The organism is Streptomyces sp. NBC_00483 (genome assembly GCF_036013745.1).
Taxonomy (GTDB): Bacteria; Actinomycetota; Actinomycetes; order Streptomycetales; family Streptomycetaceae; genus Streptomyces.
Map to the genome: position 1 here is coordinate 4,639,054 of NZ_CP107880.1, position 23,524 is coordinate 4,662,577.

The window sequence follows — 23,524 nt, forward strand, 5'->3', positions numbered from 1 at the left end:
CCGTTCCGGACGGCGAGGCCTACGCCCCTCCTGCTCCCCTTCTACTCCCCTTCGCGGAGCACCAGGTCCAGGAGGCCGGGAAAACGGGCGTCGAACTCGGCGCGGCGCAGCCGGTTGAGGCGCCTGGGCCCGGCGTCCCGCTGCTCGAGCAGGCCCGCCTCACGGAGCACGGAGAAGTGCCGGCTCAGCGTCGCCTTCGTGACCGGCACATCGAAGGTGCCGCAGGTGTGCTCCCAGTCGGCGGCCCCGGCCAGCCCGCGCACGAGCATGCGGCGCACCGGGTCGGCGAGCGCGACGAGCGCCGCCTCCAGGGAGACGTCCGCCGGTTCGACATGCACCGGCGCCGCCCGATGGCCGCCCGCCGTACCTTCCGCCGCTGCCCGCACCGCCGCCATGCCGTCCTCCCTGTTTCCGGATGAATGATCACGACTCCCCGGACACCCTTGCCGAGTGTTCGATGTCGTGCGTACACTCCGAGCGTTCGTAGATCATCAAACACTCTAGTGCCTCGTCGCCCCGTTGCCTTGCGGAGGAGCCCCGCCATGTCCCTTTCCTTGACCCAGCAGTCTCCCGTCCGCGTGGGCATCGTCGGCCTCTCCGCCAAGCGCGGCTGGGCCGCCACCGCCCACCTGCCCGCCCTGCGCCGACTCAAGGGCTTTGAAGTGCGCGCACTCTCCGCGAGCAGCGCCGACTCCGCGAGGGCGGCCGCCGAGAAGTACGGCATCGCCCACTCCTTCGGCACCGCCGCCGAGCTGGCCGCGTCCGACGAGGTCGACCTCGTCGTGGTCACCGTCAAGGTGCCGGACCACCGGGAGATCATCGAGTCCGCCCTCGCCGCGGGGAAGGCGGTGCTCTCCGAGTGGCCGCTGGGCGTCGATCTCGCCGAGGCCGAGGGGCTCGCCGCGCTCGCCGCGGAGCGCGGCCTGCGCACCTTCACCGGCCTCCAGGCGCGCTCCGCCCCGCTCGTACGCCACCTGCGCGACCTGATCGCGGACGGCTATGTGGGCGAGGTGCTGTCCACCAGCATCGTGGCGTCCGGGCGCGGCTGGGGAGCGGAGGTGCCGGAGGGCAGCGCGTATCTCCTGGACCGGTCCACCGGGGCGAACATGCTGACCATCCCGTTCGGCCACACGCTGGACGGGCTGATCTCGGTCCTCGGGGACTTCGACGACACCGCGCGGGTCGGCGCCGTCACCGCCACCCGCCGCCGGGAGCTCAAGGACCCGCGCACGGGCGACATCCACCGGCCCGACGTCCCCGACCAGGTGGTGCTCGGCGGGGTGCTCGCCTCCGGCGCGGTGGCCTCCGTGCACTACCGGGGCGGCACGTCGCGCGGCACCGACTTCCTCTGGGAGATCAACGGCACCGAGGGCGACCTGGTCGTGACCGGCGACCACGGGCATCTGCAGATGGGCGAGTACACGATCAGCGGGGCGCGCGGCTCCGACACCGAACTGTCCGAACTCCCCGTCCCCGAGCGGTACTTCGAGCCCGAGCTCGCGGAGCTGCGCGGCACCCCCGCGTACAACGTCGGCGCCGCCTACGCCCAGCTCCGCCGCGATCTGGCCGACGGCACGTCCGTCGTCCCCGACTTCGCGCACGCCGTCCGGCACCACCGGCTGCTGGACCGCGTCGAGCGCGCGGCGGAGAACGGCTGACGACGTCGGCTACGTGTCGAGGCGGGCCCGCTGTGCCGCCTCGACGCCCTCGGCCCAGCCGGCCCCGTCGGTGACGCCCCTCAGCCGCGTCGTCACGGTCTCGGGGAACATCTCCTCGGCCCGCCCCGTGACCGCGACGTCCCGCGCGGCGAGCACCGGCAGCACCTCGCCCGCCTCACCCACCTCACCCGTCACCCGCTCGGCGACGGCGGCGAGCCGGTCCCCGATCCGGTGCGCGTACGCGGCGAGGAACGACTGCCGGAAGGTCTTCGTACGCTTGCGACCGCCCGCCCGCTGCTCGGCCTCGGCGCGCGTCATCGCGGCGGTGGCCTGCACGAGCAACGACGTGTGAAGCACCTCGACGACCTCCAGGTCCGGCTCAAAGCCGACCACGGTCGAGAACCCGAACGCGGAGTTCCAGACCGCGCGACAGCGATTGGCGCCCGCCACCGCGTCGAGGAGGACCGCCTTCGCCGTCTCGTAGGGGGCGTCGACGCCGATCCGACAGGCGGTGGGCGCGTCCTTCGCGTGCGTACGGGAGGCGAGCAGCGCCTCGTCGACCGAGTGCCGGGCCATCAGCTCCTGCGCCTTCGCCGACAGCGCCTCCGCCTCCGGCGGGTACCCGGTCCGCTCCGCCTTGGCGAGCAGCGCGCGGATCTTCGCCAGGGCGCGCGGCTCGCCCGCCACGGGGACGGTGATCGACTCACCCGGCACCGACCCGACCGGCTCGATGGCGGGCAGCCGCGCAAGCAGCCGGTACAGCTCCAGGGCGACGGTGGCGCCCGAGAACCGGTCCGTGCGCGCGGGTTCCTCCGCCGGAAGCTCGGCGAGCTGGCCGGCCCAGCGCGGCGGCAGGCTCTCGTACCGCTCGGTCTCGGTGCGGATCAGGCGGGCCGCGAGCCGTTCGTGGGCCGCATCCAGCCCTTCCCCCCGTACGACCATCCGCAGCACGTCGGCCGGCTGCCAGCCGCGCTCCCACGCCCGCCGCACGAACTCCCGTCCCCGCAGGGCGAGTTCGGCGTCGGAAGAAGGGTCGGCGGCGAGCAGTGACGCGCCGGTGTCGAGATCGCCGCCGTCGTGGAGGGCGGCGGCGAAGGCCCGCTCGACCGTGCTGTCACTGCTCGTACCGCTCATACGCCCATGATCTCAGCCCTGCGCGATGCCTCTGCGAGGCGGTTCAGGAGGTGAGCGTCTCAGGAGCCGAGCGACTCCACGATCAGCTCGGCGGCGCGCGCCACGAGCGGGCTGTCGCCCTCGGCGTCCTTGTCCGGCTTGGTCGACAGGACGGACAGCACCACCGGCGCCCCGTCCGGCGTCCAGGCGATGCCGACGTCGTTGGCGGTGCCGTACGAGCCGGTGCCGGTCTTGTCGCCGAGCACCCAGTCCGCGGGCAGGGCCTTGCGGAAGCGTTCGGCGCTGGTGGTGTTGGCGAGCAGCCACCGCGTCAGCCGGTCGCGGTCGGCGGGGGCGAGGACGCCGCCGAGGACGAGGTGCGCGTACGTCGTACCGATCGCGCGGGGCGTGGTGGTGTCGGTGACGCGGCCCGGCTCGGCCGAGTTCAGCTCGGGCTCCCAGCGGTCGAGGCGGGTCGTGCGGTCGCCGGTCGAGCGGCAGAAGCGGGTGACGGCGGTGGGGCCGCCGAGGTGCTCCATGAGGAGGTTGGCGGCGGTGTTGTCGCTGTACGAGATCGCGGCGCCGCACAGCTCGGAGACGGTCATGCCGTGCTTGAGGTTCTTCGGCTCCCCGGTGACCGGGGCGCCGCCCGCGCGGTCGATGTCGGCCTGCGTGTAGTGGATGCGGCGGGCCAGGAACTCGCCGTTCTTGTCGAGGTCGCGCAGCACGGCGGCGACCGCGAGCGTCTTGAACGTGGAACACATCGGGAAACGCTCGTCGGCACGGTGCCGGACGGTGCGCCCGGTGCGGATGTCGTGCGCGAACACGCCGAGGCGGGCGCCGTGCCGGCGCTCGAGGGCGGTGAAGCGGCCGTCGGCCGACTCGGCGTGGGAGGTGCCGGTGGCCGCTCGGGCGGTGGCGGTAGCCGCTTGGGCGGTGGCGGAACCGGCGAGCGCGGTGACGCCGAGGGCGCTCGCGGTGGTGAGGATGGCGCGGCGGGTGGTGGGCACGGTGGAGGGTGGTCCCTTCTGCGCAACGATGATCTTTTTTGACCGGTACGGGTACGAGGACGGTCCTGCCCACTCAAACGGTTGCGGACCCACCGAGATGCCAGGGGCCACCGAGATGCCAGGGGCCACCGTGACATGCGAGGCTCGGGGGCATGAGAGTGGCACTGGCGCAGACCGACTGCGAACTCGGCGATGTGGACGCCAACCTGGACACGGCCCGCGAGCAGATCGCGCAGGCCGGGGACCAGGGAGCGGACCTGGTCGTCTTTCCCGAACTGAGCCTGCACGGCTATCACCTGGGCGGCCTGAAGTCCGACACGTCGATCGCCACGAACGACCCGCGTCTGCTCGGCCTCACGACGCCGGACGGCCCCGACGTCATGGTGGGCCTGCACGAACACACCAGCCTGCGCGCGTACAACACCTCCGCGTACTACTCGGGCGGCGCCCTGCTGCACGCCCACCGCAAGCTGTACCTCCCGAACTACCTGGCCTGGGAGGAGCGCAAGCACGTCAGCCCCGGCCAGCACTCCCGCGCGTACGACCTGCCCGGCGACCACGGCAGGGCCGCGACGCTGGTCTGCAACGACGCGTGGCAGCCGGTGCTTCCGTGGCTGGCGGTGCAGGACGGCGCGGAGGTCCTGTTCGTCCCCGCGAACAGCGCGGCGACGCTCGACCCCGAGGCCATGGACACCACCCTCTACTGGGACACCCTCCTCTCCTACACGGCGAAGATGCTCCAGTGCTGGGTCGTCTTCGTGAACCGCGTCGGCAACGAGAACGGGGCGTCCTTCTGGGGCGGCTCCCGGGTCATCAGCCCGCGCGGCACGGCCGTGGCGCAGGCGCCGCAGTGGGAGCCGGGCCTCGTGACGGTCGACATCGACGTCCACGAGGCACGCCGCCAGCGCAGGGCGGTCCCCTTGGTGGCGGAGGCCCGCCTGGGCCTGATCGACCGCGAGGTCCGCCGCCTGATCGACGAGGGCGGCGACAGCTAGGCATTTCAGCCCCTGCGGCGTTTGAGCAGCGGGGTCCGGGTCAGAGCCCCGATCTTTTCAGCCCCGCTCTTCGGACGAGAGCCCGCGGGGTCCGGGGCAGAGCCCCGCGACCGCAACGCCGTCGCAGGGCACACGTTGTCAGTGCCGAATGTGACACTCGGCTACGTGACCGAACGATGGGCTCTCGCCCCCACCGAGCACGGCGGAGCGGACCTCGCCCCGCTGGGCCCGGACGGGCTGCCCGCAGGACCCGTCGTCCGGGAGCCGGACCTCGCCGAGGCAGTCCGCACCCGACCGGAGGTCACCCGCTGGGTCTGGCGCGACACCCACGCCGTATACCCCCACCTGCTCGCCGCCGGCGTCCGCGTCGAACGCTGCTACGACATCGAGGCCGCCGAGAACCTCCTGATCGCCCACGAGGGCCGGCACGGCGACCCCCGTTCCGCCGCGGCGGCCCTGGCCCGCCTCAAAGGGGCGCCGGTCCCGCCCGACCCCCCGCCCCGCGTCGCCGCCCCCGGCTCCCAGTCCTCCCTCTTCGAGCCCCGCCCACCCGTCGACGTCCCGCTGACCGACCTCGTCGACGTATACGCGGAGCAGCAGCGCCGCCACGAGGCGACCGCCCAGCCGGGCCGAATGCGGCTGCTGACCGCGTCCGAGTCGGCGGGCATGCTGGTGGCGGCGGAGATGCACGCGTCAGGCCTGCCATGGCGCGCGGACGTCCACAGGTCCGTACTCCAGGAACTCCTCGGCGAACGCTACGGAGGCGGCGGCGAACCACGCCGCCTGGCAGAACTGGCGGACGAGGTGTCGGCGGCGTTCGGCAGACCGGTACGCCCCGACCTCCCCGCCGACGTGATCAAGGCCTTCGCCCACGCCGGCATCAAACTCACCTCGACCCGCCGCTGGGAGATCGAGGGCATCGACCACCCGGCCGTACCGCCCCTGATCGAGTACAAGAAGCTGTACCGGATCTATACGGCACACGGCTGGTCCTGGCTCCAGGACTGGGTCAGGGAGGGCCGCTTCAGACCCGAGTACCTGCCCGGCGGCACCGTCTCCGGCCGCTGGACGACGAACGGCGGCGGCGCACTCCAAATCCCCAAGGTCATCCGCCGCGCGGTGATCGCCGACCCCGGCTGGCGACTCGTCGTGGCCGACGCCGACCAGATGGAGCCCCGCGTCCTGGCCGCGATCTCCCGCGACCCGGCGTTCATGGACGTCTCGGGCCAGGCCGCCGACCTCTACCAGGCGGTCTCCGACCGGGCGTTCGCCGGTGACCGGGGCCAGGCCAAACTGGCCGTGCTCGGCGCCATATACGGGCAGACCTCGGGCGACGGCCTGAAGAACCTGGCCCTGCTGCGACGCCGCTTCCCGCAGGCAGTCGCATACGTCGACGAGGCGGCGCGCGCGGGCGAGGAAGGCCGTCTCGTGCGCACGTGGCTGGGCCGCACCTGCCCACCCGCCGTGGGCTCCGCCGACCCGGACGAGGCCGGCATCCCCCAGGACGATCCCGAACAGCCTTCAGAGGCAGGTGGATTGACGTACGGCTACGCCTCGTCGAACTCCCGCGCCCGCGGCCGCTTCACCCGCAACTTCGTCGTACAGGGCAGCGCCGCCGACTGGACCCTGCTCGTCCTCGCCGCGCTGCGCCGCGAACTCACGGACATGGCAGCCGAGTTGGTCTTCTTCCAACACGACGAGGTGATCGTGCACTGCCCCGCGGAAGAGACGGACCGGGTCAGCGAGGCAATCCGCGAAGCAGCCGCCCTGGCCGGCCGAATCGCCTTCGGCGAAACCCCGGTGCGCTTCCCGTTCACGGTGGCGGTCGTGGAGTGCTACGCGGACGCGAAGTGACCCGGAGGACACCGTCGTTCCGGGGCCGCGCTCGGGCACGGCCCCGGATCCGGACGTCACCCCGTGGTCGTACGGCGGCGGGGTGCGACCACCGCCGGGGCGAGGACCGCCACGACGACCACCGCGGCGAGGACCCAGAACGCCCGGTTCTGCTGGTCCTGGTGAGAGGTGGTGGCCAGGGCGGCGGTGAGGGCAGCGATGCCGTTCACGCCGGCTGCCGAGCCGAGGTTGCGCAGCATCGTCGCGGCCGAGGTGGCCACGCCCAACTGCTCGGGCGGCGACTGGTCCTGGATCAGCGCGAGCGTCGTCGCCGTGACGGCGCCGGTGCCGATGCCCGCCGTCGTACCGGCCAGCCAGGCGAGTTCGCCGGTCGCGCTGAGCGAGGCGCTCACCAGGAGGGCGAGCGCGCCCACCAGCATCGAGGGCCGGTAGCCGTGCCGGGCCACGAGCCCGCCGGTGACGGCGCTTCCCGCGACCCAGCCGAGCGCGGCGAGGCCGACGACCACGGCGATTCCCGTGGTCGAGGTCCCGGAGGCGGCGAGGCGTACGGGCAGCACGGTGACCGTCGCGTACATCACGACGCAGGCGCCGACAGTGGCCAGGGCCGCGCCGGCCGAGGGCGTACGGGCCAGGATCTGGCGCGGTACGAGGCCGCCGCCGAAGCGGCGTACCAGGACGAGCGCCAGCAGCCCGACGACCGCGGCGAGGACGCCGCCGATCGTGCCGAGGCCGAGCTCGCCGCCCTGGAGTCCAACGAGGACCAGCGCGGAGCCGCCCGTGACCAGCAGGTACTCCCCGGCCGGGAAGCCGGAGCGCTGCCGGGGCGCCGAGGCCGCTGCCCGCTTCGGGAGGGCGAGGACGACGGCCAGGACGACGAATGCGCACAGCGGCACGTTCAGGAAGAACACCCAGCGCCAGCCCCACGCCTCGGTGACGGCCGCGCCGACCACCGGGCCGAGGACCGCCGCCACGCCCCAGACCATGCTCAGCATCGACTGCGCCTTGGCGCGCCGTTCGGCGCCGAAGACCCGGCCCACGATGACGTAGCTGGAGACGACGATCGCGCCCGCGGCCAGGCCGTGCAGCACCCGGGCCGCGACCAGCACGCCGAACGAGCCCGCGACCCCGGCGAGCACCGAGGCGCCGAGGAAGACCAGCGTCGAGCCGACGGCGAGCACCCGGTCGTCGAGCCGGTCGGCGACCCAGCCGGCCAGCGGCGTGCCCGCCACCTGGGCCAGCATGAACCCCGAGACGAGCCAGGCGTATCCACCGCCCGAGCCGCCGCCGACGTCGGACAGGACGCTGGGCAGCACCGTGCCCATGACGGTGGCGTCCATCGCGGCCAGGAGCAGGGCGAGCACGGCCGCCGCGACGGCGACCCTGCCCCCGGCCACGGCCGGACGGGCGGGCGCCGCGACGCCCGCGCCCACGGCCGAGGACGTCATGACGGGACCCCCGCGGTGCTCAGGGCCTTCACCGGCGCCACGACGGCGGCCGCGTGCACACGGTCGACGCCGGAGAACTCTGTGATGAGCGCGGTGAGTTCGTCGTCGAGGATCTCGTCGACGCTGTACAGCGTGCCGTCCGCGGCGAAGACCTTGCCGCCGAACGCCTTCGTCATCTCCAGTTGCACGGCAGCCGCCGGATTGCCGGTGACGAAGTCGACGCCGAGCAGCTCCCGGGTGCGCTCCTCGAACGTGGCCGCCAGCGTGCGGTTCAACTCCTCTATCCTGCCGAGTAGTTCACGTACTCGCTGCTGCTGTCCGGCGGTGAGTGCCGGGTAGATCAGCTTCATCGCCACGTGGTCGATCTTCACGTGCCGGGCCTCGTCGAGGCCGTGCGTGTGCAACAGGCGGGTGAAGAAGCGGGCCCGGTCCGGGTCGAGCCCGTCGGTGCGGTGCTCGAACACGGTGATCACGGACTCGCCGACGTACGCCGAGCAGCACAGCGCGACCAGCTTCACGTACGGGTGGTCATCGGTGCGGAAGACGTCGAGGCGCTCGTCGAACAGGGCCGCCTCGACGCGGGGTTCGGCCCCCGAGAGGGCCCGTACGTACCGGTAGAAGGTGTTGGCGTGCTGGATCTCCTCTGCGGCGAAGCAGGAGAGTGCGTGGTGCAGCTCGTGCCCGAGGTTGATGGGGTCGCGCAGGTCGTGCAGCTCGCCCATCACCATGGCCATGACAGTGCTGACGTGGCGCTCGATCTCGGCGAGCTGCGCCAGCTCCTTGGTGAGGTAGGCGACGGCCTCGGCCTCGTGACCCGGCTCCCCGTATGCGACGACGGAGGCGAACTCCCGCTCGGCCGGCGTGCCGGCCTCCGCCCAGTCGAACGCATTGGGGTGGAAGGTGTTGATGTGCGCGAGCCGGGTCACCGAGGCGAGCTCGGTGCGGACGGCCTCGGCGATGCCGTCGAACTGGTCAGCCCTGGTCATTCTCGTACTCCTTGTAGCCGTCCTGCAGCCCGATGGAGATGTCGCGCAGCCGCACCCAGCCCTCGGCGATGAACTCGCTGTCCCGCAGCTTCTCGATGAAGAAGTAGTAGGTCTTGATGTCGTCGGTCTCGACGAACAGGAAGTCGGAGTAGTCCGTGGCGAACGCCTCGGCGTCGAAGTGCCGGACGGACATCCGGTCCGCGAAGGGCCCGACGATCTCCTTCTGGAAGACCTGTTCCTTCTCGCCCCGCTGTTCGCGGCTCAACCGGAGCCAGGAGGCGTCGAATTCGTAGCGGATGACGATGCCGTACTTCATGGTCAGCTCCTGGCGTAGCTCTGGGCGTTGAGGATGGTGCGCTCGGGGTCGGTGATGGCCCGGCGGCCGTGCATGACACGGGTGTTGTCGATGAGGACGATGTCGCCGTCCTCCCACTGGATCTCCTCGGTGACCTTCTCGGTGACCTCGGTGTACTCGGCGATCACGTCGTCGGGTATCAGGGAGCCGTCGGCGAAGCGGATCTCGGGCGCCTCGTAGTTGAACGAGGGACCGAGGATGCTGTTGGCCCACGCGGTGCGCGAGGAGCCCCGGGTGGGGTGGGCGGCGTACACCGTGTACTCGTAGGTCAGGGTCCCGTCGGTGGCCTCGGTGAAGACCACGTCGGCGCCCTTGTTGGAGACGGCGTGGAGATGCTCGACGGTCATGTCGGCCGGGTCCGCGTCGGGGCCGGTGAGGTGCGCGGCGAGCCGCTGCCACATGGCCCGCGGGACGTTGCTGCGCACGTACTTCACCGGGTTGCCGGCGAACACCTTCCTGGCCCGCTCGGACAGCGCGTCCCAAACCCGGAAGCCGTCGCAGACGGTGGTCTCGGAGCCGGACGTGGCGGCCTTGACGCAGTGGAACCACAGCAGGTCGGGGGCGAAGGGCGTGGCGCCGTTCTCCAGGTGCAGGCCGATCGGGTCGCGCCCGGAGTCGACCTTCTGGGCGGCGTTGCCGTGGGAGGTGCGGGCCGGGTCCATGGTGGTGCGGGAGCTGTAGCGGCGCACCAGCTCGTTGAACTCCTCGACTCCGGGGGCGAATCCGCGGATCAGGAGGTGCCCGGTGTCGGCGAGCAGGCCGTCGAGGCCCGCCTGGTACAGCTCGGTGAAGTCGGACTCCGTGCCGGTGGGCGTGATCATCATGCCGTCGCCGTCACCTATGGCGGTCAGACGCAGGGTGTGCTGGGCAACTGTCATGGCTTAATCCCCGTTTTCGTGTGTGCGTCAGATGTGCGTCAGAGGGAGAGGTCGCCCGGGCGGTCATCCCGGCGGCCGTTCGTGGGCGTGAGAGCCATCAGGTCGTCGAAGAGCTTCTGGCGCCGCGGCCGGCCGGTGACGGTGAAGTACTGGCGGCGGAAGTCGCTGCTGTCCGCCACGACGAAGAACCGCTCGGGCCGGTCGGTCTCGGCCAGATGCTGTTCGGCGTACGCGTGCGCCTGCCGCCGTATCTCGTCGGCCCTGTCGACATCGGCGGCATCGGCGGTGATCAGCAGGGCCGACACGTGTTCCAGGCCCTCGCCGAACACCACGGCGTCCACCACCGACGGGCAGCTGCGCAGGCTTCCCTCGACCCATTCCGGCGAGACATTGCGGCCGTGGCTGGTGATGATCACGTTCTTCAGGCGGCCGAGGATCCGGATGTAGCCGTCCTCGTCGATCTCGCCGCGGTCCCCCGTGTGCAGCCAGCCGTCCTCGTCGACGGGCCGGCTGGTCGGGTCCTCCACGGTGTAGCCGGCGAACAGTGACGTCGACCTGACCAGCAGCTCCCCGCCCTCGGAGAGCCGGACCTCGCAGTGCGGCAGCGGCCTGCCGACGGTGCCGGGCCGCCAGTGCTCGGGCGTGTTCCACGAGACGACCGAGCTGTTCTCGGACAGGCCGTACCCCTCGTGCACACGCAACCCTGCCGCGTCCAGGCGCAGTTGGGCCGCTACGTCGACGGGCGCGCCGCCCGCCATCAGGAACGGCCGCACCTCGTCGCCGAGGACCGGTCCCCCGGCGGCGCCGCACACCGCCTTGTCGAGGGCGCTCACCGCGGCGGGCGGCAGCACGGCGGTGGTCGGCCGCCCGGCGCGCAGCCAGGTCACCACGTCGTCCGCGCGGGAGCCCGCGGTGCCGAGCAGCGCGGTCTTCTCGGGCAGCAGGATCATCCGGCCGCCGTTGATGATCGGCAGGTAGACCGCAGTGACCTGCTCGATGAGCAGGCTGAACGGCACCAGGGAGAGGTAGCGGGAGTACACCCCGTCCGGCGAGACCGAGTCGAGGGACACGAGCAGCGCCTCGAGCGCCTTCGACCGGATCTTCACGCCCTTGGGCGCACCCGTGGTTCCCGAGGTGTGGATGACCTTGATGATCCGCTCGTCCGGCGGCAGTCGGAGACCGTCGGCCTCCGCGACCCGGTTCCCTGCGCCGCTGTCCGCCGTGATCGGGAGGACGGTGACGGCGCCGTCCAGGCCCCACTCGGCGAGCTTGCGGACCCCGGCCTCGTCGGCCAGGCAGAGCCGGACCTCTTTCAGCAGCGAGGCGGCCTGCTCACCGGAGAACGCCAGCGGCACCGGCACCTCGACGAAACCGCCGAGCAGCAGCGCGAGGTCGGCGGCCACCCACTCGGGGCCGTTGCCCGCCACCACGCCGATCGTGGCCCCGGCGTCCGCGCCGAGGTCGGCGAGCAGCCGGCGGATCTGCCCACTCCAGCCCGCCAATTCCCCGTACGTGAAGGTCCCGGCGACCGAGCCGTCGGCGGCCAGCCGCTCGACGAGAACGTCGTCGCGGCGCTCCGGCGCGTACAGACCGTCGTAGATCTCCCTCATCGCGCGCCCGCCCCCTGCGGAGCGAGGGAGGCTTCCTGGCCCCAGGTCACCGCGAGGTGGTAGCCGGACTCGGCCTCGCGGTTGATGCCGGCGTCAAAGGCCCGCAGGTCGATGAAGCCGGCCACGGGAGCGGTCTCGTAGTACGTCCCCCACGTGCCCCGCTGCTCCGGCGGCAGGGCGTCCTCGCGGGCCTGGGCGAGTCCGGTGAACCGCAGCCCGATCCGCGCCAGGGTCCGGGCCAGCGGCTTGGTGACGGTGCACAGCAGGTACGAGGCGCCGTTGCACCAGCACAGCGCGGGCACCATGCCGATGAGCTTCAGGCCCGCGCCGGGTTCGCTGGAGGCCAGCGGCCCGACCTCGACCAGACCGGCCGGCTCGCACTCGGTACGCGTGGACCGCGATATGACGTCGGCCGCCCCGTCCCCGAGGTAGTGCTCGACGAGAAGGCTGCGTTCCCCTCCGTACGTCAGCCCCGCACAGGCCAGCGGGACGACGTCCGCTCCCGTGCCCTCGTCCGAGCACAGCGCGATGAAGCTGTCCGGCGACGGTGCGATCCGCGCCCCGTAGTCCCGCGCGTACCGGTCCTGTGCGAGCTCGACGCAGGCCAGCCACAAGGCACTCCCGCGGCGAGCGATGTTGATGCGCATTGCCCCTCCATTCCGCATCACGGCCCGACCGACCGGCCGAGCACTCCTTCACGTTATGACCATCAGTCGTTTTTTGACAACTAGTTCATGATCGGGAGTGGCGAACGGAAAGCGAGCAGCGAACTACGGATCCAGGCGCAGAACTTCACCCATCAAATACCTACTCAGAGTGACCTTCCGGCGCATACTGGGCGGCGATCGGGTCGACGATCCCGGCCACCTCGCGGTGCAGCCGCGCCACGTCGTCGACCGGGAGCCGGGTCCAGCCCAGGCCGCCGATCATGGAGGTCATCACCTTCAGACGGGCATCGAGGCCCTCCTCGCCGGACCACAGGAAGCGGCGTGAGAGCAAATGCATGGCCGCGTAGCCGAGGATGTAGGCGCGCAGGGCGTCCACCGCCACGGCCGGTTCGACCTCGGCGTTCCCGAAGGAACCCTCGGCGACGCTGCGCTCCACGGCGTAGCCCACGACCTGCGACATTTGCGCCTCGACCAGGTCACGCCGCTTGAGTCGCTCCTCGGACGCGACCTTGCAGACGGCGTCGGTGCGGGCGGTGATGCTGCACTCGAAGAGCACCGGCGCCACCTCCGCGTGCCGCATGTAGGCGAGTGTCATGCCGTACACGGCACGGGCCCCACCCCATGGCAGATCGGCGATCGCCTGGAAGTAGCGCAGCTGACGCCGTGCGCTCTCCGCGGAGAGCTCGATGAGCAGGTCTTCCCTGCAGGTGAAGTGGTTGTAGACGGTGCCTTTGGAGTACCCGGCCTCATCGGCCAGCTTCCCCAGCGTCAGATTGTGGAACCCGTCCCTGCACACCATGTCGAGCGCGACGTACACCAGCTTCTGGTCACGCTCCGCAACTTCCTGGGCCTTACGTTGAGTCGTTCGCATGGCTGCATTATGAATGACCAACAGTCAAAGTTCGACACTCGGTCAAAGCTGGGTCAAGCTTTATTGGGGAGATCCTGAAACGGCGCGGGCCCGCCTCCACCACACTCCGAACAACAGAAAACCCCAGGTCAGAAGAGTCTGACCTGGGGTTTCCCAGTCTGAGCCGCCTTCGGGATTCGAACCCGAGACCTACGCATTACGAGGGCCTGCAAGATCGTGGCGGGTGGTGCCGGTGCGTGCCACCGGATGATGTCTCAGCTGGTCAGGAGCGTACGACTATGACCGCCATGACTGCTGATCCGGCCTCGTGCCGCCCAGTCCGCTCACGCAGCGCTCACGCAAATCGCCGGGGCTCGCCGGCGTGAAGCTCAGATCCGCCCGAGGTCGACCTCGACCGGAAAGGGCGCCGAGACCTTGACGACACCGGTGAACACGCCCCCGTCCCGGTAGGCCCTGGTAGCCGGGTCAAGCACGTACGTGTACACCAGCGGAACCCCGGTCGCGGCCTGCTCGACCCGCCAGTAGAAGGCGATACCGGCCTTCGCGTACTGGTCAGTCTTCACGATCCGATCGGTGGTCTCCGACCCTGGCGAGACGACCTCGACGACCAGCAGCACATGCTCCGGCCGGGTGGGCGAGATGTCGATCGTGTCCGCGCGATACACCACAACATCCGGACGCCGATTGGTCAGCGGAACATCCTGCAGACGGACATCGAAGTCGGTGTCGGCGTTCCACTCCGGCCCCGCATCAGCCTCCAAGGCATTCGCCAGCATCCGGGCAAGCCGGTTATGACGCTTGGATGCGCTGGGACTCACGACGACCATCCCGTCCACGATCTCGATCCCCGCACACTGCTCCTCGGACCAGGAGTCGTACTGCTCCGCCGTGATCTGCTCATGCATCCACGCAGGAGCCACCGTCTCGGCAGTCATGACCCACCTCCTGGACACCATGCGAGCGGGACCGATCCCGCTGGGATCAGAGTACTGTCCCGGATCCGCCAGCATCTGGTAATGAAGCTCCCCCCGCGGTTGGGACACGCTCCTCGCCCGCGGCTACAAGAGGACGACGTTCCGGAGTGGTCGGACCGGATCAAGGCCAACGTGGCCGGCGAAGTCCGGCGAAGAAGGAAGGAGATGGGGTGGAGCGCACAGGACCTGGCGGATCAGTGCTCGCGGCTCGGGCATCCCATCCCGCGCAACGTGATCGCCAACATGGAGTCCGGGCGCCGGGCCAACCTACCCCTGGTGGACGTCCTGCGTCACCCGAAGGCTGAACCTTCCGGGGAAGTCCAGAACGTCACGGTCGGCCCGTAGGCCCCGTCCTCCTCGTCGCTCACTTCCACAGTGATCTCGCGACCCGGGTAACGCGAGGAGAGGATTCCCTGCCAGCACTCTCCCAGCGCCAATGCGAGTTGGGGCAGCTCTTCCCCAAGCTGATCTTCATCCGTCAATTCGATGTTGTTGAATGTGCCCCACAACTCGACGTGGTTGACGACGGCCTCAATTCGCTTCCGATCGCCATCAAGACTTGTGAACCAGTCGTCGACAGTGCTCTGACGGAAGCGCTCTTTGAGGAAAATACAACCGCGGTACTCGACCGTTTCGGGGCAAAAAAGCCAGGCCGCGGCCAGAACAAATCGAAGACCATCCTCAAAGTCGAGGTAATTGTCCGGATCGAGTTCCTCATTCTTCCATTCGGTGCGCCATTTCTTGAAGAAAGCCGGCAGTTCACGCTCGGACCATGACGGTTTGATGCTACTCACGGGATCTCCCAGGGGAACGCGGTACGCACGTCCTTCGACTCACCCACATAGACTTGCCCGGTCTTAGGGTTGGTATTGTGCGACATTTTTACGACGTGTGGTGTGTCTACTCCGTTGTGCGAGGCCCCCTCGCTGCAAGGCGCGACCTTCGGAATCATAAGTGGAGTAGCTGGTCACCTTTCCTGACTGGGGGTCGGTCTTGTACATGGTCCCGTTCGCCGGACCGTTCACCTTCGGAAGTTTGTGGCCTCCGCGGCCGGCGCCGGTACCAGTGCCCTCGTATTTCTGACCATTCTTGATCAGCTCGGACGCCGGCTGCTGTGCGGAGCCGCTGGCACCGGATCCCTCGCTGTTCATCCGCAGGGGTTCGACCTTGGAATCGCTCCCGGCATGCTGGGCCAGGTCCATGGCTCCAGCTCCCGCCACACCCACGCCTGTGGCTATTCCAGCAGCGGAGACGGCGTTGAGTGGGACACCGGCGACCGCGCCGACGCCGGTGGCGTCCAAGGCGACGCCAAGCCCTTCACCACCCGCGCTGAGCCCGGTCAGGAGCACGCCACCGAGCATCGCGGCACTGTCGCCCGGATGCTGGATCATCGCGTTGCCGAAGGAGGCGAGATCGTTGACGACGACCTTGCCCACGTCCACGGCCCCTTCACCCACATCGCTGAAGAAGTCACCGACCTGGGACCAGAACCCCGGCTTCTCAGGGGCTGACTCGGTCGCCTTCTTCACCAGCGCTGTCGCGGTGTGCCCTGCGCCGTCCACGTTGCCGCGAGCGGTCTCGAGAGTCCCGCGGGCGGCTGCACGGTCGGCTTCCCCGGGATCATGAAAGGGGATCTCGGTCTCGTCCCCTTTGCTGCGTGCCTGATTGACTTGCTGAGTGTGGGCCTTGCCTGCGGCTGCCGTCGTGGCTTCGCCACGCGCGAACTGGGATATGGCTTCCTCTGCGCGCTGCTGGGCTGCGCGCAGGGTGTAGCTGTAGTCGTACAGGGCGTTCGCGGCAGCGTGGAAGTTGTCGCCGGCCTTGACCCACCTCGATGGCTCACCATGGAAACGATCGCGGAAGGCGTCACCCGCCGGACCTCTCCACCCGTCTTCGGTCTCGATCTTCGCCAGTCCCTCGCCGGCCTCGATGAGAACATCGCCGTAGGCGAGAAGAGACTGAGCGGTCGTATTCAGAGCATCGGGTGTGCCGGGAACAAGATCACGGGGGTTCGACGTCTCCCCGAGCTCGGCCATCAGGACGCCCCCGGATCGGACCCGGTCGAGGACTGAAGAATGCCCTGAACAGAGAGTTGGATGTGTTCCTCAGCCTTTTCGTAGCTGTTGACGCAGTGCGTCAGCCGGTCAGAGACCTCTGCGCCATCGGTGGCCAGGTGCGAGACGCCGATGTTCCACCGATCGCAGAAATCGGCGACCGCTGATGCCAGTTCGTCGTGGCCGAAGGCGTCCTTGGGAGCATCGATGTCACTCACCTTCTTGGTGGCCATCGCGTCCAGAGTGGTGGTAATCCCGGTTGCGGCCTTGCGAAGTGCATCAAGGTCCACAGAGAACCCTTCTGACATGTTCCATCCCCTCCCCCGTGCTCAGCACCTGGCAGTCACCTGACACGAACCCATCAAGGATCGCGAACAACTGGGCAGGCTAGCAGCGGAGCCTTCGAGGAATCGCACAAGGATCCGGATGGGCCTGATGCCGCTTGGGAGACGAGTGCGGTCGCGCGGCCTGGGTGGCCGATGTGGCCATGCCGCCACGGGGAACGACCGAGCTGGCGCCTACGTCATTGCCTCATGCCGACCAGCAGCGCTCCGTCGGCCTGGCACTTCGCACCCCTTCCGCTCACGCATCGCTCACGCAAGCACTCCCACGGCATCCCCGTCGTGCGGCTCGGCATGCCCCGGACATGAAAAAACCCCAGGTCACGGCGAGTGAGTCCTGGGGTTGATCCGAGCCGCCTTCGGGATTCGAACCCGAGACCTACGCATTACGAGTGCGTTGCTCTGGCCATCTGAGCTAAGGCGGCGCCGCCGCGCGCACCGGAGTGCGTCAGCAACGTCGCCAATCCTACACGCTCCGCAGGGGTGCTCCGCACAGCCTTTATGACCAGGGGACACGCACTACGAGCAGCGCTTTCCGTCGGTCGGCGGGGTGCCGGTCAGCAGGTAGTCGTCGATCGCTCCGTCCACGCAGTCGCTGCCGCGGCCGTACGCCGTGTGGCCGTCGCCGTCGTACGTGAGGAGGTGGCCGGAGGAGAGCTGAGCGGCGAGGGACTTCGCCCAGCGGTAGGGGGTCGCCGGGTCGCGGGTGGTGCCGGCCACGACGATGGGGGCGGCGCCTTCGGCAGTGATGCGGTGGGCTTCACCCGTCGCCTTCACCGGCCAGTAGCCGCAGTTCAGGGAGGCCCACGCGAGGCCCTTGCCGAAGACCGGGGAGGCCTTCTCGAAGTCGGGGAGCGCCTTCTCGACCTCCGCGGGCGAGGTGAAGGACGGGGGCTGGTCCAGGCAGTTCACCGCGGCGTTGGCGAACATCATGTTCGAGTACGTGCCGTCGGGGTCGCGCTCGTAGTAGCTGTCGGAGAGGGCGAGCAGGCCCGCGCCGTCCTTGTGCTTCATGGCCGCGGTGAGAGCCTCGCGCAGCTGCGGCCAGGCCCCCTCGTCGTACATCGCGGCGATCACTCCGGTCGTGGCCAGGGCCTCGCCCAGCTTGCGGCCGCTCTGGTCCCCGGTGCCGATCGGCGAGCGGTCGAGGGTGGAGAAGAAGCCCTTGAGGCGCTTGCCCGACTGGTCGGGGGTGCCGGTGCCGAGGGGGCAGCCGGACCGCTTCGCGCAGTCCTTCGCGAAGGACTTGAACGCCGTCTCGAAGCCGGCGGTCTGCTGTGCGTTCATCTCACGCGCGGGCAGGGAGGGGTCCATCGCGCCGTCGAGGACGAGCCGGCCGACCCGCTCCGGGTACAGGCCCGCGTACGTCGCCCCCAGGAACGTCCCGTACGAGGCGCCTACGTAGTTGAGCTTCCCGTCGTCGAGCGCCGCGCGTACGAGGTCCATGTCGCGGGCCGCCTCGACCGTGGAGACGTGCGGCAGAACCCGGCCGGACGTGCGGTTCGACGCCTCGCAGCCGGCGCCGAAGCTCTTGTAGGCGGCGGTCAGGCGGGCCCGCTCCGCCTTGTCGTCCGGGGTGACGTCGGTCTGCGTGTACGCGTCCATCCGCTTGCCGTCGAGGCACTTGACGGGCTCGCTGCGGGCGACGCCGCGCGGGTCGACGGCGACCATGTCGTAGCGGGCGCGGACCTTCTCCGGGTAGCCGATGCCCGCGTACGACTGGAGGTAGCCGATCGCCGAGCCGCCGGGGCCGCCCGGGTTGACCAGGAGCGAACCGAGGCGCTTGCCGGGGCCCGTGGCCTTCTTCCGGGAGACCGCGAGGTCGATGTCTCCGGCGGACGGCTTGTCGTAGTCGAGCGGCGCCTTGAGGGTGGCGCACTCGAATCCGGGCACGCCGCACTCGTGCCACTTCGGGGCCTGGTCGTAATACGGGGCCAGATCGGCCGGCGTGGCACGGGGCAGCGCGGCGAGCGAGGAACCCGGAGCACCCGAACTGCCCGAGGCGCAGGCGGAGATGGCGGCGAGGGCCACCCCGGCAGCGGCGGCGAGGACGGCGGGTCGGCGGCGTGAGGTGAGGGGGAGGCGCCAGGAGTACATCGGCCGAGCGTAACGCTCCGCGCGCGACTGTTCACCTTGCGTACACGAAATCAAACCTCAGCGGCGAGTGGGCACCATCAAGCCCCGCTCTTGGACGAGAGCCCGCGGGGTCCGGGGCGGAGCCTCGTGGCCTGAGGACGGTCGGCCGCAACGGTCAACCCGCACGCAGGGCAACCGTCATCGCCTCCACCGCCAGAAGCGGCGCCACATTCCCGTCCAACGCCACCCGGCACGCCCCGATCGCCTCGATCCGCCGCAGCGTCGACTCCGGCGACGTACTGCGGGCGATCCGCTCCAACGTGTCCTGGATCTCGACGCTGGCCAGGTCCACGCGCGAGCCGAGCTGCATCGCGAGCACGTCCCGGTAGACCACCGTCAGCTCGGTGAGCGCCAGGTCGAGGCTGTCGCGCTGCGAGCGCGTGCGGCGCCGCTTCTGCATGTCCTCGAGGTCCTTCATGACGCCGGCCGTGCCGCGCGGCATCCGGCCGCCGCTCTGCGCGCCCATCGCCGCTTTCAGCTCTTCGGTCTCCTTGGTGTCGACCTCTTCGGCGAGCTGCTTGGAGTCCTCGGCTGCCGCGTCCACCAGCTCCTGCGCCGCCTTGAGGCAGCCGCCGATCTCCTCGACGCGCAGCGGCACCTTCAGGACGGCGGCCCTGCGCTCCCGCGCGCGCGGGTCCGTGGCCAGGCGGCGGGCCCGGTCGATGTGGCCCTGCGTGGCGCGGGAGACGGCGGCCGCGACGTCCGGCTCGATACCGTCCCGCCGGACGAGCATGTCGGCGACGGCGGAGACGGCGGGCGTGCCCAGGGTGAGCAGGCGGCAGCGGGAGCGGATCGTCGGCAGTACGTCCTCCACCGAAGGCGCGCACAGCAGCCACACCGTGCGCGGAGCCGGCTCCTCCACCGCCTTCAGGACCGCGTTCGCCGACTTCTCGTTGAGCCGCTCGGCGTCCTCCACGAGGATCACCTGCCAGCGGCCGACCGCCGGGGACGTGTACGACTTGCGGACCGTGTCACGCATGTCGTCGACGCGGATCTGGGTGCCGACCGCGGCCACCGTCGACACGTCCGCGTGCGTGCCGAGCAGCGCGGTGTGGCAGCCGTCGCAGAACCCGCAGCCGGGGGCTCCGCCGAGGGCGCGGTCCGGGCTGACGCACTGGAGGGCCGCGGCGAACGCGCGGGCCGCGGTCTCCCGGCCGGCTCCCGGCGGGCCGGTGAACAGCCAGGCGTGCGTCATCTTCGACGCGGCAGGCGGCGGGGTTTGCGCGGTGGCCGCCGTCACCAGGGCGTCCGCGTCCCGCGCGGCCGCGCCCAGTTCCGCGATCACCCGCTCCTGACCGACCAGGTCGTCCCATACGGCCATGCGGCCACCGTCCCTTGCTACTGCCGAGCCCCAGCGAAACCCATTGTGCCGGTCCCCACTGACATCGCCCGAACCGTGGCCGAACTCCCGGGGTTCCGCCCCGGACCCCCGCTTCTCAAACGCCGGAGGGGCTTGAGAAACAGACCCCGCCTACCGGCGACGCCCCCGGTCGTCCTCGTCCTCACGACCACCGAGCAGCTCGTCCGCCAGCGACGGCAGGTCGTCCAGCGGCGTCTCCTCCGCCCAGTCGGGCCGAGGCCGCCGCGGCTTGCCGTTCTCGTCGACCTGCGGAAGCTCCGCCGTCCGCTCGTTGGGACCGTCCGGGCCGGAACGGGCGGGCCGCTCGTCGCGGAAGTAACCGCTCGGCACCCGGTCCGCAGGCTCGGACACCTGCGGAAGGACCGCCGTCTCGTCCGCCGCACCGGGCGCGGGCGGCTGCGGAAGCTGCGTCGTCTCCTCGGCGTCCTCCGCGTCCCGCACCTGCGGCAGCACCGTGGTCTCATCGGCGTCCGAGGGCTCGGGGGCCTTCGTGAAGTCGACGATCGGCGTCGGCACGGTCGTCTCGTTGTCCGGCACCGGCTCGTCCCGCACCTGGTCCGGCGCCTCGCTCGGCAGCTCGACCTTGCGGAGGTTCGCGGTCGGCGCGCTCGCACTGCGCTGCGCCTGCTCCGCGGCCTGCGCCGCGAGTCGCCGCGCCTCCTCCGCGCGCAGCAGCGCCTCTTCGGCCTTGCGCTGCTTCTCCAGGCGCCGCTCCTCGGCCTCGGCCCGGAGCCGCGCCTCGTCCTCGGCCTGCTTACGAAGCCGCTCCTGCTCGGCGGCGCGTGCCTCTGCCTCTGCCTTCAGGCGGGCCCGCTCCTCCTCGGCCTTGCGGCGCTCCTCCTCGGCGCGCTGCCGGGCCTCCTCGGCCTGCCGCTCGGCCTCCAGGCGCTGCGCCTCCTCCAGCTCGCGGCGCTTGCGCTCTTCTTCCTCGGCGCGCAGCTTGGCGAGCTGCTCCTGGCGCTCGCGCTCCAGGCGCTCCTCCTCCGCCTTGCGGGCGGCCTCTTCCTCGGCCTTGCGGCGCGCCTCTTCCTCGGCGGCCTTGCGGGCCTCCTCCTGCGCCTTGATCTCGGCCTCGGAGAGCGGGAGGAGTACGTCGAGCCGGTGCCGGATGACGGTCGTGACGGACTCCGGCTCCTGGCCGGCGTCGACCACCAGGTAGCGACCGGGGTCGCCCGCCGCCAGCGTCAGGAAACCGGAGCGCACGCGCGTGTGGAACTCCATCGGCTCCGACTCGAGCCGGTCGGGCGCCTCGGTGAACCGCTCGCGAGCGGCCTCCGGGTCGACGTCGAGCAGCACGGTCAGGTTCGGTACGAGACCGCTGGTGGCCCAGCGGTTGATGCGGGCAACCTCGGTCGGCGACAGGTCACGCCCTGCGCCCTGGTAGGCGACGGACGAGTCGATGTACCGGTCGGAGATGACGACGGCGCCGCGCTCCAGGGCGGGCCGGACGACCGTGTCGACGTGCTCCGCGCGGTCGGCGGCGTACAGCAGGGCCTCCGCGCGGTGCGAAAGACCGGCCGACGAGACGTCGAGCAGGATGGACCGGAGCCGCTTGCCGACCGGCGTGGCGCCCGGCTCGCGCGTGAGGACGACCTCGTGGCCCTTGCCGCGGATCCACTCCGCGAGCGCCTCGGCCTGCGTCGACTTCCCGGCGCCGTCCCCGCCCTCCAGGGCGATGAAGAAGCCGGTCGTGGCCGGGGCCTGCACCGGGTCGTTCCCGCCGAGCAGCGCGTCCCGCAGGTCGTGCCGCAGCGGCACTCCGCTGCGGTCGTCGGCCTTGGCGAGCACGAGCGCGGCGACGGGCAGCAGCAGCGCGCCGACGAGCATCAGCGTGAACGCGGCGCCCCCGTGCGCGAAGACGAACTTTCCGCTCTCCAGGTGGTGCGGCCCGATCAGCGCGGCCAGCACGGGCGCGAGCAGCGCGCCGAGCGCGACGGACACGCGGACGACGGCCTGGAGGTGCTCGGTGGTGCGCGCCCGCCGGGACTCCTCGGTCTCCTGGTCGAGCAGCGCGTGTCCGGTGTTCGCCGCGATGCCCGCGGTGACCCCGGCGATCGTCACGAGGAGGATCACGCTCGTCACATCGGGCACCAGGCCCGCCGCGAGCAGCGCGATACCCGTGAGCGCGATGGCGAGGGCGAAGAGGCGGCGCCGCGAGAGCGTCGGCAGCACCTTGGGCGCCGTACGGATACCGATGACGGTGCCGCCGGTCAGGCCGAGCACGAACAGGCCGAACGTGACCGGGCCACCGCCCAGGTCCTTGGCGTGCAGCACGGAGACGGCGACGGCCGCCGCGATCGCCCCGGCGACGCAGGAGCAGGCGAGCACGAGCAGCCGAATCGCGCCCGTGCGGCCCTTGTCCACGCCCGTGCCGGTGCTGGGCCTGCGCAGGCCCTCCAGCGGCGACCGCGCGCGCGGGGTCTGCGTGGCGGGCAGCTCCAGGAAGAACACGACCGACAGGGAGGCGGCGAACAGACCCGCCCCTACGTAGGACGACAGCGCCACCTGGTGCACGGCGAACCAGTCCACGCCCGCGCCGATCAGGTTCTGCACCAGCGTCACGACGACGAGGCCGGCCGCGCCCAGCGGCACGGCAACGAATCCGGTGCGCAGCGAGAGCCGCCGCAGCGCGTCCGTGTGGTCGGGCAACGGCCGTACGGACGCGCCCTCCAGCGGCGGCGGGGGCAGCAGCGCGGGTGCCGCGCTCGTCTTGGCGACGGTCCAGAACCGCTCGGCGACCCCGGCGACGAACGCCGTCACGAGGAGCATCGCCAGCGCATTGTCCGGCACCCAGTCGATCCACAGGGGGGCGACGATGAGCAGCGCGGCCCGCAGTCCGTCGGCGCCGACCATGGTCCAGCGCCGGTCGAGCGGCCCGCCGGGCGTCGTCAGCGCGGTCAGCGGTCCCAGCAGGACGGCACCGAACAGCAGCGTCGACAGGATCCGGGCCCCGAACACGGCGGCGACGGCGAGGGCGACGCCCCGGTATCCACCGCCGAAGGACTCCTCGGGGATGGCCGTCTGCACCGCCAGCACCACGAGGACGAGTAGCCCGATCACGTCGCCGACTCCGCCGACGAGTTGCGCCGACCACAGTCGCTTCAACTGAGGTACGCGCAACAAGGCGCGCACCGCACGCTCTCGGGAGTCCGCGACCAGGGCGTCGTCCGGGGCCGTGTTGGGGTCCGTTGGCTGCTCGGCACGGGTCATTCGTCC

21 protein-coding genes, 1 tRNA gene and 1 pseudogene are annotated in these 23,524 nt (G+C 70.8%); 4 read left to right on the plus strand and 19 right to left on the minus strand.

Translation table 11 applies throughout. From position 1 onward, the window contains the following. Positions 1 to 41 precede the first annotated feature (41 nt). A complete protein-coding gene (locus tag OHA73_RS20625) occupies positions 42 to 395 on the minus strand; it encodes an ArsR/SmtB family transcription factor (RefSeq protein WP_266711354.1) in 354 nt (117 codons plus the stop codon). 147 nt (positions 396 to 542) lie between these two features. Between OHA73_RS20625 and OHA73_RS20630 the strand changes: the two genes are divergently transcribed. Further along, positions 543 to 1,658, plus strand: coding sequence for a Gfo/Idh/MocA family protein (locus OHA73_RS20630; protein WP_327655789.1), 1,116 nt, complete (start codon positions 543 to 545; stop codon positions 1,656 to 1,658). A 9-nt stretch (positions 1,659 to 1,667) separates the two neighbouring features. Here the strand turns inward: OHA73_RS20630 and OHA73_RS20635 are convergent, their stop codons facing one another. Together OHA73_RS20635 and bla are read right to left on the minus strand one after the other, a co-directional pair. Continuing rightward, on the minus strand, positions 1,668 to 2,792 hold the full coding sequence (locus tag OHA73_RS20635; protein ID WP_327655790.1) for a DUF2786 domain-containing protein: 1,125 nt from the start codon (positions 2,790 to 2,792) through the stop codon (positions 1,668 to 1,670). 59 nt (positions 2,793 to 2,851) lie between these two features. Beyond that, positions 2,852 to 3,781 (minus strand): class A beta-lactamase, encoded by a 930-nt coding sequence (gene bla / locus OHA73_RS20640; RefSeq protein WP_443063104.1) that lies wholly within the window; start codon positions 3,779 to 3,781, stop codon positions 2,852 to 2,854. A gap of 152 nt (positions 3,782 to 3,933) precedes the next feature. Between bla and OHA73_RS20645 the strand changes: the two genes are divergently transcribed. Next, complete coding sequence (locus tag OHA73_RS20645) at positions 3,934 to 4,776, plus strand: nitrilase-related carbon-nitrogen hydrolase (protein ID WP_267070044.1); 843 nt, start codon at positions 3,934 to 3,936, stop codon at positions 4,774 to 4,776. Between the two features lie 165 nt (positions 4,777 to 4,941). Then, positions 4,942 to 6,630 (plus strand): bifunctional 3'-5' exonuclease/DNA polymerase, encoded by a 1,689-nt coding sequence (locus tag OHA73_RS20650; RefSeq protein WP_327655791.1) that lies wholly within the window; start codon positions 4,942 to 4,944, stop codon positions 6,628 to 6,630. 56 nt (positions 6,631 to 6,686) lie between these two features. On the opposite strand, the gene OHA73_RS20655 is transcribed toward OHA73_RS20650, so the two are convergent. The 8 genes from OHA73_RS20655 to OHA73_RS20690 all read right to left on the minus strand — a co-directional run bounded on the left by OHA73_RS20655 (position 6,687) and on the right by OHA73_RS20690 (position 14,378). Beyond that, entirely contained in the window at positions 6,687 to 8,075 is a 1,389-nt protein-coding gene (locus tag OHA73_RS20655) for an MFS transporter (protein WP_266711360.1), read from the minus strand. Then, entirely contained in the window at positions 8,072 to 9,061 is a 990-nt protein-coding gene (locus tag OHA73_RS20660; RefSeq protein WP_327655792.1) for a hypothetical protein, read from the minus strand. The genes OHA73_RS20655 and OHA73_RS20660 overlap by 4 nt, the downstream gene beginning before the upstream one ends. After that, positions 9,048 to 9,377 carry a darcynin family protein gene (locus tag OHA73_RS20665; protein WP_266711362.1) on the minus strand — a complete coding sequence of 110 codons (330 nt, stop codon included), beginning with the start codon at positions 9,375 to 9,377 and terminating at the stop codon, positions 9,048 to 9,050. Before OHA73_RS20665 ends, OHA73_RS20660 begins: the two co-directional genes overlap by 14 nt. A gap of 2 nt (positions 9,378 to 9,379) precedes the next feature. Then, positions 9,380 to 10,294: a TauD/TfdA family dioxygenase gene (locus OHA73_RS20670; protein ID WP_266711363.1), complete on the minus strand. Its 915-nt coding sequence runs from the start codon at positions 10,292 to 10,294 to the stop codon at positions 9,380 to 9,382. Between the two features lie 38 nt (positions 10,295 to 10,332). Next, positions 10,333 to 11,904, minus strand: coding sequence for an AMP-binding protein (locus OHA73_RS20675; RefSeq protein ID WP_266711364.1), 1,572 nt, complete (start codon positions 11,902 to 11,904; stop codon positions 10,333 to 10,335). Further along, a complete protein-coding gene (locus tag OHA73_RS20680; RefSeq protein ID WP_266711365.1) occupies positions 11,901 to 12,551 on the minus strand; it encodes a thermostable hemolysin in 651 nt (216 codons plus the stop codon). Before OHA73_RS20680 ends, OHA73_RS20675 begins: the two co-directional genes overlap by 4 nt. 160 nt (positions 12,552 to 12,711) lie before the next feature. Then, positions 12,712 to 13,443: a TetR/AcrR family transcriptional regulator gene (locus OHA73_RS20685; RefSeq protein ID WP_266711366.1), complete on the minus strand. Its 732-nt coding sequence runs from the start codon at positions 13,441 to 13,443 to the stop codon at positions 12,712 to 12,714. Between the two features lie 368 nt (positions 13,444 to 13,811). Next, a complete protein-coding gene (locus OHA73_RS20690) occupies positions 13,812 to 14,378 on the minus strand; it encodes a Uma2 family endonuclease (protein WP_266711367.1) in 567 nt (188 codons plus the stop codon). A gap of 81 nt (positions 14,379 to 14,459) precedes the next feature. Between OHA73_RS20690 and OHA73_RS20695 the strand changes: the two are divergent. Continuing rightward, a pseudogene (locus OHA73_RS20695) lies at positions 14,460 to 14,705 on the plus strand (transcriptional regulator); the annotation flags it as partial. 2 nt (positions 14,706 to 14,707) lie between these two features. Here OHA73_RS20695 and OHA73_RS20700 read toward each other — a convergent pair. The 8 genes from OHA73_RS20700 to tmk form a co-directional block, all read right to left on the minus strand. Further along, the gene (locus OHA73_RS20700) at positions 14,708 to 15,211 is read right to left on the minus strand and encodes a hypothetical protein (RefSeq protein WP_266711368.1); all 504 of its coding nucleotides are present in this window, start codon (positions 15,209 to 15,211) and stop codon (positions 14,708 to 14,710) included. Then, positions 15,208 to 15,297, minus strand: coding sequence for a hypothetical protein (locus OHA73_RS20705; RefSeq protein WP_266711369.1), 90 nt, complete (start codon positions 15,295 to 15,297; stop codon positions 15,208 to 15,210). The genes OHA73_RS20700 and OHA73_RS20705 overlap by 4 nt, the downstream gene beginning before the upstream one ends. After that, entirely contained in the window at positions 15,275 to 16,453 is a 1,179-nt protein-coding gene (locus OHA73_RS20710) for a putative T7SS-secreted protein (RefSeq protein ID WP_266711370.1), read from the minus strand. Before OHA73_RS20710 ends, OHA73_RS20705 begins: the two co-directional genes overlap by 23 nt. Further along, complete coding sequence (locus tag OHA73_RS20715) at positions 16,453 to 16,704, minus strand: hypothetical protein (protein ID WP_327655793.1); 252 nt, start codon at positions 16,702 to 16,704, stop codon at positions 16,453 to 16,455. Before OHA73_RS20715 ends, OHA73_RS20710 begins: the two co-directional genes overlap by 1 nt. A gap of 459 nt (positions 16,705 to 17,163) precedes the next feature. After that, positions 17,164 to 17,237: transfer RNA gene (locus OHA73_RS20720), tRNA-Thr, on the minus strand. A 94-nt stretch (positions 17,238 to 17,331) separates the two neighbouring features. Beyond that, entirely contained in the window at positions 17,332 to 18,909 is a 1,578-nt protein-coding gene (locus OHA73_RS20725; RefSeq protein ID WP_327655794.1) for an alpha/beta hydrolase, read from the minus strand. 154 nt (positions 18,910 to 19,063) lie between these two features. Beyond that, complete coding sequence (locus tag OHA73_RS20730) at positions 19,064 to 20,269, minus strand: DNA polymerase III subunit delta' (RefSeq protein WP_327655795.1); 1,206 nt, start codon at positions 20,267 to 20,269, stop codon at positions 19,064 to 19,066. A gap of 150 nt (positions 20,270 to 20,419) precedes the next feature. Further along, positions 20,420 to 23,518 carry a dTMP kinase gene (gene tmk / locus OHA73_RS20735; RefSeq protein WP_327655796.1) on the minus strand — a complete coding sequence of 1,033 codons (3,099 nt, stop codon included), beginning with the start codon at positions 23,516 to 23,518 and terminating at the stop codon, positions 20,420 to 20,422. Between the last annotated feature and the right edge of the window lie 6 nt (positions 23,519 to 23,524).

What these genes read in the sequence shown, in the direction of transcription:
- OHA73_RS20625 (WP_266711354.1), bottom strand. Translation starts at nt 395, where the DNA reads ATGGCGGCGGTGCGGGCAGCGGCGGAAGGTACGGCGGGCGGCCATCGG.
- OHA73_RS20630 (WP_327655789.1), top strand. Translation starts at nt 543, where the DNA reads ATGTCCCTTTCCTTGACCCAGCAGTCTCCCGTCCGCGTGGGCATCGTC.
- OHA73_RS20635 (WP_327655790.1), bottom strand. Translation starts at nt 2,792, where the DNA reads ATGAGCGGTACGAGCAGTGACAGCACGGTCGAGCGGGCCTTCGCCGCC.
- OHA73_RS20645 (WP_267070044.1), top strand. Translation starts at nt 3,934, where the DNA reads ATGAGAGTGGCACTGGCGCAGACCGACTGCGAACTCGGCGATGTGGAC.
- OHA73_RS20655 (WP_266711360.1), bottom strand. Translation starts at nt 8,075, where the DNA reads ATGACGTCCTCGGCCGTGGGCGCGGGCGTCGCGGCGCCCGCCCGTCCG.
- OHA73_RS20660 (WP_327655792.1), bottom strand. Translation starts at nt 9,061, where the DNA reads ATGACCAGGGCTGACCAGTTCGACGGCATCGCCGAGGCCGTCCGCACC.
- OHA73_RS20665 (WP_266711362.1), bottom strand. Translation starts at nt 9,377, where the DNA reads ATGAAGTACGGCATCGTCATCCGCTACGAATTCGACGCCTCCTGGCTC.
- OHA73_RS20670 (WP_266711363.1), bottom strand. Translation starts at nt 10,294, where the DNA reads ATGACAGTTGCCCAGCACACCCTGCGTCTGACCGCCATAGGTGACGGC.
- OHA73_RS20675 (WP_266711364.1), bottom strand. Translation starts at nt 11,904, where the DNA reads ATGAGGGAGATCTACGACGGTCTGTACGCGCCGGAGCGCCGCGACGAC.
- OHA73_RS20680 (WP_266711365.1), bottom strand. Translation starts at nt 12,551, where the DNA reads ATGCGCATCAACATCGCTCGCCGCGGGAGTGCCTTGTGGCTGGCCTGC.
- OHA73_RS20685 (WP_266711366.1), bottom strand. Translation starts at nt 13,443, where the DNA reads ATGCGAACGACTCAACGTAAGGCCCAGGAAGTTGCGGAGCGTGACCAG.
- OHA73_RS20690 (WP_266711367.1), bottom strand. Translation starts at nt 14,378, where the DNA reads ATGACTGCCGAGACGGTGGCTCCTGCGTGGATGCATGAGCAGATCACG.
- OHA73_RS20705 (WP_266711369.1), bottom strand. Translation starts at nt 15,297, where the DNA reads ATGTCGCACAATACCAACCCTAAGACCGGGCAAGTCTATGTGGGTGAG.
- OHA73_RS20710 (WP_266711370.1), bottom strand. Translation starts at nt 16,453, where the DNA reads ATGGCCGAGCTCGGGGAGACGTCGAACCCCCGTGATCTTGTTCCCGGC.
- OHA73_RS20715 (WP_327655793.1), bottom strand. Translation starts at nt 16,704, where the DNA reads ATGGCCACCAAGAAGGTGAGTGACATCGATGCTCCCAAGGACGCCTTC.
- OHA73_RS20725 (WP_327655794.1), bottom strand. Translation starts at nt 18,909, where the DNA reads ATGTACTCCTGGCGCCTCCCCCTCACCTCACGCCGCCGACCCGCCGTC.
- OHA73_RS20730 (WP_327655795.1), bottom strand. Translation starts at nt 20,269, where the DNA reads ATGGCCGTATGGGACGACCTGGTCGGTCAGGAGCGGGTGATCGCGGAA.
- tmk (WP_327655796.1), bottom strand. Translation starts at nt 23,518, where the DNA reads ATGACCCGTGCCGAGCAGCCAACGGACCCCAACACGGCCCCGGACGAC.